The 10,990-nt window shown below is 63.6% G+C and carries 10 protein-coding genes; 2 read left to right on the forward strand and 8 right to left on the reverse strand.

What is annotated here, in order from left to right; all coding sequences use genetic code 11:
• Window positions 1–37 precede the first annotated feature (37 nt).
• Window positions 38–1,456: an NAD(P)/FAD-dependent oxidoreductase gene (locus tag ARUE_RS03885; protein ID WP_014920795.1), complete on the forward strand. Its 1,419-nt coding sequence runs from the start codon at window positions 38–40 to the stop codon at window positions 1,454–1,456.
• Window positions 1,457–1,544: 88 nt separating this feature from the next.
• On the opposite strand, the gene ARUE_RS03890 is transcribed toward ARUE_RS03885, so the two are convergent.
• From ARUE_RS03890 to ARUE_RS03910, 5 genes are all read right to left on the reverse strand, one after another.
• On the reverse strand, window positions 1,545–2,180 hold the full coding sequence (locus ARUE_RS03890; RefSeq protein WP_286140254.1) for a hypothetical protein: 636 nt from the start codon (window positions 2,178–2,180) through the stop codon (window positions 1,545–1,547).
• Window positions 2,181–2,324: 144 nt separating this feature from the next.
• Window positions 2,325–2,969 (reverse strand): TetR/AcrR family transcriptional regulator, encoded by a 645-nt coding sequence (locus tag ARUE_RS03895; RefSeq protein WP_014920797.1) that lies wholly within the window; start codon window positions 2,967–2,969, stop codon window positions 2,325–2,327.
• Entirely contained in the window at window positions 2,966–5,002 is a 2,037-nt protein-coding gene (locus ARUE_RS03900) for a YhgE/Pip domain-containing protein (RefSeq protein ID WP_014920798.1), read from the reverse strand. Before ARUE_RS03900 ends, ARUE_RS03895 begins: the two co-directional genes overlap by 4 nt.
• The gene (locus tag ARUE_RS03905; protein ID WP_011773566.1) at window positions 4,999–5,799 is read right to left on the reverse strand and encodes a P-loop NTPase family protein; all 801 of its coding nucleotides are present in this window, start codon (window positions 5,797–5,799) and stop codon (window positions 4,999–5,001) included. Before ARUE_RS03905 ends, ARUE_RS03900 begins: the two co-directional genes overlap by 4 nt.
• Before the next feature lie 71 nt (window positions 5,800–5,870).
• On the reverse strand, window positions 5,871–7,328 hold the full coding sequence (locus tag ARUE_RS03910) for a dihydrolipoyl dehydrogenase family protein (protein WP_014920799.1): 1,458 nt from the start codon (window positions 7,326–7,328) through the stop codon (window positions 5,871–5,873).
• 155 nt (window positions 7,329–7,483) lie between these two features.
• Here ARUE_RS03910 and ARUE_RS03915 point away from each other — a divergent pair, with 155 nt between their 5' ends.
• Window positions 7,484–8,305: a sulfurtransferase gene (locus ARUE_RS03915; protein ID WP_014920800.1), complete on the forward strand. Its 822-nt coding sequence runs from the start codon at window positions 7,484–7,486 to the stop codon at window positions 8,303–8,305.
• A gap of 67 nt (window positions 8,306–8,372) precedes the next feature.
• Here the strand turns inward: ARUE_RS03915 and ARUE_RS03920 are convergent, their stop codons facing one another.
• Genes ARUE_RS03920 through ARUE_RS03930 form a run of 3 tightly spaced genes read right to left on the reverse strand, consistent with a single transcriptional unit; the run spans window position 8,373 to window position 10,985 of the window.
• On the reverse strand, window positions 8,373–9,059 hold the full coding sequence (locus tag ARUE_RS03920; protein ID WP_014920801.1) for an N-acetylmannosamine-6-phosphate 2-epimerase: 687 nt from the start codon (window positions 9,057–9,059) through the stop codon (window positions 8,373–8,375).
• A gap of 22 nt (window positions 9,060–9,081) precedes the next feature.
• Window positions 9,082–10,062 (reverse strand): ROK family protein, encoded by a 981-nt coding sequence (locus tag ARUE_RS03925; protein WP_014920802.1) that lies wholly within the window; start codon window positions 10,060–10,062, stop codon window positions 9,082–9,084.
• A 5-nt stretch (window positions 10,063–10,067) separates the two neighbouring features.
• Window positions 10,068–10,985: a dihydrodipicolinate synthase family protein gene (locus ARUE_RS03930; RefSeq protein WP_014920803.1), complete on the reverse strand. Its 918-nt coding sequence runs from the start codon at window positions 10,983–10,985 to the stop codon at window positions 10,068–10,070.
• Between the last annotated feature and the right edge of the window lie 5 nt (window positions 10,986–10,990).

Consider the following 10,990-nt stretch of genomic DNA (forward strand, 5'->3'; position numbering starts at 1 on the left):
CGCCTCCTCAGCGCGCCCAGAAACAGGAGAATTTCCCGTGAATACCACCGTTTTCGAACGGAACGTCCCGCAAGCCGCCGTCGTATCCCGTGCCTTGGCAGGTGCGGCCCACCGGCCGTTCTGGATCGACGACCTCAAGGACTCCGCCACGCGCTACCCTCAACTCGAGGGCGACGCTGCCGCAGATCTCGTGATTGTCGGCGGCGGCTATACCGGCCTGTGGACAGCGCTGCGGGCGAAGGAACGCGATCCTGGCCGAACAGTGATCCTGCTGGAAGGGGAGCGTGTGGCATGGGCAGCTTCGGGCCGCAATGGCGGCTTCTGCGAGGCGAGCCTCACCCACGGCCATGAGAACGGCAAGAACCGTTGGCCGGAAGAATTGGAGATTCTGGACCGCTTGGGCATGGAGAACCTGGACCGCATGCAGGAAGCCGTGGAGAAGTACGGCATGGACTGCGAGTGGGAGCGGACGGGCGAACTCAACGTTGCGGTAGAACCTCATCAGGTGTCCTGGCTCCAGGAGGACGACAGCCCCGGCAGCGTCTTCCTGGACCAGGAGGCTGTGAGGGCCGAGGTCAACTCACCAACCTACCTGGCGGGCCGCTGGCATAAGGATTCCGTGGCAATGGTCCATCCTTACAAACTGGGGCTCGAACTGGCGCGCGTGGCAACAGAGCTGGGCGTGGTGATTCACGAGGGCACACGCGTGCGCGAGCTGAAGGACCACGAGCAGGGCGTCACGGTGGTCACGGAGCGGGGCAACGTAGAGGCGGGACACGTGGTCCTGGGTACCAACGTGTTTCCGTCGCTGCTGAAGCGCAACCAGTTGATGACGGTGCCCGTGTACGACTACGCACTCATGACCGAGCCCCTCACTGCCGAACAGCTGGAGTCAATCGGCTGGGGCAAACGCCAAGGAATAGGGGATGTCGCCAACCAGTTCCACTACTACCGGATCACCAAGGACCACCGGATCCTGTTCGGTGGCTATGACGCCCTCTACTTCTGGGGCCGGCGCGTGGACCAGCGGCACGAACACCAGCCTGCGACGTGGGAGAAAATCGCCTCCCACTTCTTCACCACGTTCCCGCAATTGGAAGGCCTGAAGTTCACGCACAAGTGGGCCGGACCCATCGATTCGAGCACACAGTTCTGCGCGTTCTTCGGCACTGCGCGGAAGGGGCGGGTAGCGTACGCGGCTGGCTTCACGGGACTTGGGGTGGGCGCCACAGCCTTCGCTGCCGATGTTCTCCTGGACCTCCTGGCGGGCCTCGACACCGAACGAACGCGGGTTGAAATGGTCAGGAAACGGCCACTGCCCTTCCCGCCTGAGCCGCTGGCCTCCCTGGGCATCAACCTGACGCGTTGGTCCATGGACCGGGCCGACCACAACCAAGGGAAGCGGAACCTCATCCTCAAAGCCCTCGACGCCGTCGGGCTGGGCTTCGACTCCTGACCCCCTTCGTTGTGGGGCCTGCTTTGCACGTTTAGATCCCGCGTTAGCGTGCAGATCGGGCCTCGCAACGCAGGGGTGGGAAGGTGAGCTAGCGTTTGGGGGCCGGCTTGCGTTGAGTGGAAGCGCTCGACGCCGGACGCTTGGCTGCCGTGGTTGGCGTACGCGGTGCGGGACGCTTCACTGCAGGGGGCTTGGCTGCATTGGATGGACGTGGAGACGAAGCAGCCGGACGTTTGGCAGGGGTAGGCGGACGGGAAACTGGTTTGCGCGGCGCCGGGGTTCGCTTCGCAGACGTCGGGGGTCGTTTGGGAGGAGCCGCAGCCCGTGAACCGAACGATGGCACCACAGCACCTAGAAACAGCACGCCCAGCGTCCCAAACCCTGCCACGGCGGCCAAGTAGAAGTAGATGTCTGAATCCTGGGTGCTGGCCGGGCTGCCCAGCGCTGCACTGCCCAAAGCGTTGGCGTCCTGGTTGAAAGCAATTCCCCACATTCGCAGGAACGCGATGCTGCACCCGATGAACAAGCTCGTGCCCGCTGCACCAAGGAGGACCACCAAGTAGCGTCGCCGGTTGAAGACCTGCACGATGGACGCCAGGTAGCAGATCAGCACGGAACCCAGGAAAAGGTACAACACCAGTTCCTCAAGCACAACAGCGGCCAGAACCAATAGCCCGAGCGAGACGAATGCGGACACCACCGCAAGCTTCCCACTGTTCCCCATGTGACGCATGAGGTTAATCATCGCCGACCAAGTAGCCACGCCACGCCGTCGTACATTGCAGTTGGATACCGTTGCGGGGCCCGCTCTGCGCCCTAAAAGCCAAACATAACGCGCAGAGTGGGCCTCACAACGGGCTGCCCATACCTACTTGATGACGTACCCATGCATGATGGTCATCACGGCTGCCACGCTCTGCTCGCGAGTGCGTTCAGGGTTGTACGTCTGCCGGTCCAGGCCCACCACGAAGATGGCCCCGAAAATCGCTGCTTCCAAAGAGCCTCGGGCAATGCTCTGATCAACCTTGTAGCCGGACGCAACGCTCTCCACCGCCGAGCCGATCACAGCCAGAAGTTCAGCCCGGAGCTCGGCAAATACGGCACTCCACTCGCCGGGAGTGCGCCAGTTTTCACTGACCCACAGGCGGGCGAAGGAGGGGTAGTCGTCCATGAACTCCATAGCCTGTCCCACCATGTTGTTCATGGATTCCAGCGGATCACTGCTATTACCCCGAACGTCCTGCAGCCGCACCAGCATGATGTCCACACCGTGCCGCAGCAACTGCGCGATCAGATCGGATTTGCTGCCGAAGTTGTAGTAGACAGTTCCCTTGGACACCCCGGCGGCGGCCGCAATTTCATCCACGGTCACCCCCGCAGCGCCGCGCTCGCCGATCAGCTCCATGGAAGCCTCGAACAGGCGCTGCTTGGTGGCGTTGGTGCGGCCCGGGCGGAGTTTCTTCTCCGACAGGCCGGAGTCGGTTGCGGAAGGGAGCGGCTCGGTGGTGCTCATACTGCGATCTCCGGCTTCAGGGTCTTGAGGGTCCACACCTTGTGTTTGCGGACGGCGAGCGTGGACAGCGCCATTCCCAGCAAAGTGTATCCAAGCAGGCCAAGGACCGTGGGCCAGATCATGCTGAGCTCACCACCGTAGATCAGGTGACGCATGCCGGTCACCACGTATCCCATGGGCAGGACCTCGTGCACCACGTGCAGCGGCATGGGCGTGGTCTGCCACGGGAACGTACCGCCCGAGGAAACGAGCTGCAGGACCAACAGGATCAGCACCACGAACTTTCCGGGCGTCCCCATCAGCGCCACGATGCCTTGGATGATCGCGCTGAATGCCATCACCGCGGCCAACATGAACAGCCACATTCCGATGGGATGTGCGGGGTTCAAGCCGAGGCCAAGGTTCACTACCAAGGTGAGGATGGTGGCCTGCAGGACCGAGACCACGAAGAACGGCAGCCAGCCTCCGACGGCGATCTTCCAGGCGGGGGCGTTCGATGCCAGGGCCCGTTGGGTGATGGGTCGCATGGCCTGGACCAGCATGAACACGCCGATCCACAGGGCGAGCGTCAGGAAGAAGGGTGCCAGCCCGGCGCCATAGGATCCAGCCTTTGCCTGGGACACGTTGTCCACGGCCACCGGATCCGCGATCACCTTGGACACACTGTTTTTCTGCTCATCGTTCGGGTTGGGGATGTCTCCCGCGCCCTTGGCGAGCTCTGTGGCCAGGGTATGCGAACCATCGGATGCGGTCACTGCGCCGCTGGCGAGCTGGCCTGCACCGTCGTCCAACTGGTGGGCACCGTCGTCGAGTTTGGCGGCACCGTCCAAGGCGGTCTGCTGCCCGGCGGCCAACGTTGATGCACCAGCGTTCAGCTGCCCGGCCCCGTCGGCGGCCTTCGAGATGGCGTCGGTGAGTGCCGGTGTCGCGGCGGCGAGCTTGGATGCTCCGGCGCTCACAGCGGCTGAACCGTCGGAGAGCTGCTGGATCTTCGCAGCATCGCCTGTGATCTTGGTCTTCGCGTCCGTCACGGGGCTTGACGCTGCGGCGGCGTCGAAGTCCGCCAAAACCTTGTCGGCCTGTTCCTGCGTCAGGACACCGGCACTAACCAGCCGGGCGTTTGACTCGAGCACACGGGTTCGGAGGCCCTTGTCTGCCGCTTCGAGCTGCCCGACGACGTCCTGGACTTTCGTGTTCAGCTCGGCGTTCCCGGCGGCTACTTGGGCGGCGCCATCAGCGAGCTTTTGGGAGTCCGTTGGAAGGGTAGCGGTCTTGTTCTTGAGCTCTGTGAGGCCGGAACTGAGCTGGCTGGCGCCGGTGTTCAGCTGCACAGCGCCATCGCGCAATTGGGTTTGCCCGGCGACGAGTTGGTCCGCGCCGATGACCAGTTGCGTGGTGCCGTCGTGCAGGGTCGCGGCGCCATCACTGAGTTTCCCCACACCCGTGGCCAACTCCGAGGCACCATCGGCGGCTTTCACGATGGACGCATGGATGGTGCCAAAACCGGTGAGGAGCTGGTTGGCGGTTTCCTCGCCCACTTCCTTGGCGACAGTGGAGTGCACAGCCGTTGTGAGCTTGTCCACGATGGTGCTCAGAAGGTAGTTATTGGCATCGTTGGTGGTGACGTGCAGCATGGCCTGGTTGGCGGCGTCGAAACTGCCGGGGGAGACCAGGTTGGCCGAGAAATCCTTGGGTATGCGCAGGGCGAAAGCGTACTCACCCGTGCGGACACCGGCATCCGCATCCTCAGCGCTGGAGACCTGCTTCCAGTTGAAGACGTGACCGTCCACCAGGCTGTCTGCCACCTTCTTGCCGGCCTGCAGTTCCGTGCCGTCTTTTGAGGTGGCACCCGTGTCTTCTACCACCAGCGCGGCGTCGATCTGGTTCAGGTTGCCGTACGGATCCCAGTTCGCGTAAAGGTACACCGCGCCGTAGAGCAACGGAACCATGGTGAGGGCGAGGATGGTCAGCTTGGGCAGGAGCCCGCCGGTCATGCGCTTGAGTTCGGAGCGGGCCAGCCGCAGAACAGTCACTTTGCAGTCCTTTGAAGGTTTTCGGATTCAGCGTGGGCAGCCGATGTTGTTTCAGACGCCGGTTGGGCGGCATGCTTGGCTTTGGGCTCAGTTTCGGGCTCGGTTTTGGGCTCGACGACGGCCGCTGGCTTGGGCTGGGTGGGTGCGGCTTCAGCTTCCGGTTCAGGCGGGTGCGAGACGGAGTTGCCGATCACCGCAGCGGCGCCGGTCCAGTTGTCCGGGAGGGCACCCACGACGGCGACGACGGCAAGCGGCCGACCGGCGTCGGACGCCAATGCCTGAAGTCGGGGCAACCATGCCGAGGGGTCAGCGCTGTGGCGGTCCGGGGAGTCCACCACGAGGAGGTCCGTGGCCGGATCTGCCAGGGCCAGCGCGGTGAGGAGTTCCAAGCGGCGAGCGGCGGGAATTTGTTCTATCCAGAGACCAGCGATGTCTTCAAAGCTGTTGACCTTCAGCCACGGTTTGCTCAGCAGCGCGCCGCGGTAACGGCGGGGGATGAGGGAGAGGTCTTCGGTGACGAGGTCGCGGACGCTGAGGTGTTGCTCGGGTTCGTTGACGCCGGGGGAGTCCACCAAGGCGCTGGAGAGGCGGATCTTCTTGGTTTTGGTGGTGGCGTCCCAGCTGAGGATCCCGTTGCTTGGCTTCATGCGGCCGCTCAGAGCCAACGCCAAAGCGGTCCTCTGGTCCTGGCCCTCTCCAGCGACGAGCAGGAGTTCGCCGCGGCGGACTTGAAGTGACGTTGCCGGAAGGAGATCGTCCCGGCGGCCGTTGATCTGAAGTTGCTGTACGGACAGCACAATGAAGCCTTTCGCAGAAATGGTGTCTGCTGAAAGTCTAACTAAACTGACTGGTCAGTTCAAATAGAGGTTTAGAGGCCGTACTTCTCCAGAAGCCGCAGCCACACTTCGCTGACGGTGGGATACGACGGAACTGCATGCCAGAGCCGATCCAAGGGAACCTCACCCACAATGGCGATGGTCGCGGAGTGCAGTAGCTCGGCCACGCCCGGACCCACGAAAGTAGCTCCGAGGATGACCTTCCGGTCCTCGTCAACCACGATCTGCGCCCACCCCTTGTAGTCCGGGGAGTGCAGCTGGGAACCGGACACGTCGATGGGGAGCTCAACGCCCGTGACGTTCTTGCCCTGCAGCAGTGCCTGTTCCAGGCTCGGGCCTACAGATGCCACCTCGGGATCGGTGAAGACGACGCTGGGGATGGCGTGATCGTTGGCCGTGTGGGCCCACGGGCTCCACGGTTTGGGTGTCCCGGTGAGTTTGCCGTTGGCCCTGGCCACAATTGCGTCACCGGTTGCTCTGGCCTCGTACTTGCCCTGATGCGTCAGGAGCACCTTGCCGGCTGCATCCCCCGCGGCGTAGAGCCACAGTCCGCTGGTGCCGTCACTGGCAGGGCCTTCCACCAGGCCGCTGGCATCCGTTGTGAGTCGGAGGGGTTTGCCGTCCTGTGCTTCAACGCCCACGTTTTCCAAGCCCAGATTGACCAGGGCGGGGTGCCGTCCGGAGGCGACCAGGAGTTTATCGGCTGTGATGGTTTTGTCGTCGAACGTAACTGTCAATGAGCCGTCGTCGTTCTTCTCCACTTTCTCCACATCAGTGTGAAGATGAACAGCCACGCCGTCGGCACGAAGCCCGGCCAGCACCAGGTTCGCGGCTTCCTCCGTGTAGCTGCTCAGCAAGCGGCCACGGGCGATGAGCGTGACATCCGAGCCGAACCGGGCGAATGCTTGCGCCAATTCCACACCCGCCACCCCGCCGCCAAGGACCACAAAGCGCTTCGGAATTTCCTTGGCTGCCGTGGCGCCGCGGGTAGTCCAGAAAGGTACGTCCTTCAAACCGTCAATGTCCGGGATGGTGGGGGTTGAACCCGTCGCGACCACCACGGCATGGTGAGCTTTCAGAGCGTAATTGTTGCCGTCGAGTCCATCCACCTGGACCTCGCGAGGCCCTGTGATGCGGCCACGTCCTCGGATCAACTCGATCCCGGCGCTGTCCAGCCATTCAACCTGGCTGCCGTCCTGCCAATTATTGGTGAACCAGTCCCGGTGCTTCAGTGCGGCCTCGGCATCCATGGTTCCAGTGATCGCCTCTTTGGCGCCGGGCACCACTTGCGCGGCGTGAAGCACGCTGCCCGGACGAAGCAGCGCCTTGGAAGGAATGCACGCCCAGTAGGAGCACTCGCCGCCCACCAACTCGCTCTCGATAATCACCGCCGTCAGGCCGCCGCGAACCACCCGGTCCGCCACGTTTTCTCCCACGGCGCCAGCGCCGATCACGATTACGTCGAATTCCCGGGAGCTCTCGGCAGTCATGGGGAAAGCCTACGCCGCTCCCTGAGCGTTGTGAGGCCTGTTCTGCAGGGTTTGCGTGGGTTTTAGGGCGCAGAGGGGGCCTCGCAACCTGATCTCCCGTCCATATATTGGGATGAGTATCTCAAAATATGGAAGTCCTGTTTAGGCTTCGATGCATGGGAGATGAACTGAAGCCTTTTGTTGACTGGAATTGGTGTGCCCGCAACCTCGGGATCGTCGTCTTCGTGGACGCGCGCTGGTACTTGGACGGATCTTCGGGGAAGGACGCCTACGACGCCGGACATCTCCCGGGCGCAGTGTTCGTGGATATGGATCGTTGGCTGTCCGGGCCCGCTACACCCGAAGCCGGCAGGAACCCGCTACCCGAGCCGGAAGTGTTTGCCCAGGGGATGCGTGAAGCCGGTATTGGTGATTCTGACACCGTAGTGGCGTATGACGACGCCGGGGGAGTCATCGCGGCCCGGCTGGTCTGGATGCTCCGATCGACGGGACACCCTGCGGCGATCCTGGATGGGGGCATTGGCAACTATCCCGGGGATCTCTCCACAGAAACACCGCTACGCCGGACCGGGAGCTTCACCGCCAAAGCCTGGCCTGCAGACCTGCTGGCAGACATTTCGGAAGCTTCCTCTGACACCTTCCTCGCAGTGGATGCGAGGAATCGTGACCGTTTCGAAGGCCGCCAAGACCCCATCGACCCCCGCCCCGGACACATACCCGGCGCCGCGAACGTCCCCTGCCGTGAGAACCTCGATTCCACGGGAAACTTGCTCCCGGAGCCGCACATTCGCACGAACTTCGAGCGCGCCGGAGTCCTGTCCGCAGAGGGGACTATTGCCTACTGCGGATCCGGAGTGACTGCGTGCCACAACCTGTTGGTGATGGAGCAGTTGGGAATGGGCTCCGGCCGGTTGTTCGTTGGCGGATGGTCCCAGTACTCCCGCGCGAACGACAGGCCAGTGGAGACGAAAATCTAGCTTGTGAGGCCTGCTCTGCGGGCCTGCAGGGGGTTTTTGGGCGCAGAGCGGGCCTCGCAACGCAGGGCTACGCGTGCATCGCGCCCTTGAACCAGCCCGTAATCGACGCCGGGTGAGTGATGGCCGTGCCCACCACCACGGCGAATGCCCCGGCATCGAGGGCTTGGCGGGCGTGGGCCGGGGTGTGGATGCGGCCCTCCGCGATGAGTGGCTTGTCCAGGCCGGCGGAAGCGATGTGCTCCAGGAGTTCCAGGTCCGGGCCGTCGGTCTTGGAGCGCTCGCCCGTGTAACCGGCCAATGTCGTCCCAATCAGGTCCGCACCCGCTTCGACCGCAGCCACTGCGTCATCGAAGGACCCACAATCGGCCATGACCAGTGCATGCGAATCCGCGTGAATTCCCGCGACGGTCTCAGAAAGCGAAAGCCCATCCGGGCGGGAACGCCGCGTCCCGTCAATGGCCACAACATGCGCACCCGCATTCGCCACCGCCAAGGCGTGACGAAGGGTGGGGGTGATGAAGACGCCGTCGTGCCCGTCCTTCCAGAGGCCAATGACAGGAAGCTCGACGGCGGCACGAGTGAACTGCACGTCGGCCAACCCCTGGACGCGGATCGCCGCAGCGCCCCCGATGACGGCGGATGCCGCTACTTGGGCAGTGGTCCGGGGATCACGCATGGGCTCTCCGGGGTACGCCTGGCAAGAGACGATCAGCTGGGAACGGAGGGCTTCGAGGCCTTTGGGCGTGAGGATCATGACGTCTCCAATTACTTTCGGACTACTTAAGGACGAGTTTTGCGGCGCCAACAATGGCGGCGGTATTGCCGAGAGTCGCCCGCACCACGGGCACGGAAACCAAGGGAGCCAGCAGTTCCTGTCGCAAGGCAAACTCCATAGGCTTCCACCAGAGCTCGCCGGCGTCGGCCAAGCCACCGGAGATCACCACGGTTTCAGGGTCCAGGACGTTGATGAGACCGCCTACTGCTTGTCCGGCTGCTGCCGCGCCGACGCCGATGGCACGCAAAGCGGCGGCGCGGTCCCCAGCAGAGCCCGCGGCAGCACCGCCGTCGTGGTCTTCAGAAGCGGCCAGGGCAAACACGTCCCGCGTGTCCGCCGCATCCACAGCGGAACCGCCAAACCGCAGGAAAGACTCGTAAATCGCGGGCCCCGAAGCGATGGCCTCAACATGCCCGGAACCACCGCACACGCAGGGGAGCGGAGTCCCGTCAAAGGCGGCGTAAGGAGAAGCGAAGTGCCCCACATGCCCGCCAACAAAACGGTGACCCAAGACAGGAGCGCCGTCCAGCACAAAGCTTCCGCCGACTCCCGTTCCGAACGCCACCATGAGCGAACTTGAGGATCCGGCCGCAGCGCCGAGCCATGCTTCGCCGAGGGCGTGGGCATGGACGTCGTTGACGGCGCGCACGGCCGAAGGATGAAGCGACAGACGGGACGAAAGCCCGGAAACAAGCTCAGTCCCTGCCCAGCCAAGAATCGCATCCGTCGCAGACACCACGGTCCCGGAAGAAGCGTCAATGACCCCGGCGGAGCCGATACCGACGCTGGACACTGAATGTCCGGCGTCGGCAGCGCGCTCCACCAAGCCCGCAATCAGCGCAGCGGTGGCGTCGAGGATCGCTTCGCCACCAGCCCGGTTCAACGTCGGAATGGTCTCCGACATGAGCACTTCACCTGCAGGGGAAACAACCCCGGCGGCAGTCTTGGTGCCGCCGAGGTCAACGCCGATCACGTGGGTCATGAAGCTTAGACCAGCCCGTTCCGCTCCAGGATTTCGCGAATCGCGGCAGTCTCGGAATCGTTCAAGGAAAGCATCGGCGAGCTCATGGTGTTGGACTCGATGACACCCATCACCTGCAGTGCCGACTTGAACGCACCCAGACCAGCGGCGCCGCCGGAGACGCGGCCGTTGGGGGTGTAGACGATCTCGAAGACGTCGGCCAAGCGGTCCTGCTCCCTTGCCGCGAGAGCCCAGTCGCCGGCCTGTGCGGCGTCGAACAGGCGACGGTAACCGGCAGGGTCAACGTTGCCGAGGCCCGGGACAACACCTTGCGCGCCGCCCAGGAGCGCGCCGTCCACCACAACCTCGTGACCGGTGAAGATGTCGAAGTTGGGGATGTCCTTGGCTGCGAGGAGCAGTTGGCGGAAGGAAACGTCGTCGCCCGAGGAATCCTTGACACCGGCAATGACGCCGTCACGGCCGAGGCGAACCAACAAGTCGGTGGGCAGCTTGAAGTGCGTGCGAACCGGGACGTCGTACGCGAAGATCGGCTTCTCGATGGCGGCGTGGATGCTGCGGAAGTGGGTTTCGGTTTCCGCGGCGTTGCCGATCGCGTAGTACATGGAGGTGACCACGATCGCGTCGGCGCCAAGGTCAACCACCTTGCGGGCTTCCTCGATCACGCGGTTGGTGGTCTGCTCGTTGGCGCCCACGATCAGCGGAACTGCTCCGGCGTTGGCGTCGGCGATGGTGGAGACCACCAATTCACGCTCTTCGTTGATCAGGTAGGGGACTTCGCCGGAGGAGCCCAGGACGAAAAGGCCGGAGACACCACCGTCGATCAGGTGCTTGGTGACGTTCTTCAGCGACGCGGTGTCGATGCTGCCGTCTGCGTGGCGGGGAGTGATGACCGGGGGGATGACGCCTTGGAACTGAGTGGACACAGAAT

The organism is Arthrobacter sp. Rue61a, assembly GCF_000294695.2.
GTDB lineage: Bacteria > Actinomycetota > Actinomycetes > Actinomycetales > Micrococcaceae > Arthrobacter > Arthrobacter aurescens_A.

Bases quoted from the DNA above. Each gene is read 5' to 3' on its own strand.
- ARUE_RS03890 (WP_286140254.1), bottom strand. From the start codon at position 2,180: ATGGGGAACAGTGGGAAGCTTGCGGTGGTGTCCGCATTCGTCTCGCTC.
- ARUE_RS03895 (WP_014920797.1), bottom strand. From the start codon at position 2,969: ATGAGCACCACCGAGCCGCTCCCTTCCGCAACCGACTCCGGCCTGTCG.
- ARUE_RS03910 (WP_014920799.1), bottom strand. From the start codon at position 7,328: ATGACTGCCGAGAGCTCCCGGGAATTCGACGTAATCGTGATCGGCGCT.
- ARUE_RS03915 (WP_014920800.1), top strand. From the start codon at position 7,484: ATGGGAGATGAACTGAAGCCTTTTGTTGACTGGAATTGGTGTGCCCGC.
- ARUE_RS03920 (WP_014920801.1), bottom strand. From the start codon at position 9,059: ATGATCCTCACGCCCAAAGGCCTCGAAGCCCTCCGTTCCCAGCTGATC.
- ARUE_RS03925 (WP_014920802.1), bottom strand. From the start codon at position 10,062: ATGACCCACGTGATCGGCGTTGACCTCGGCGGCACCAAGACTGCCGCC.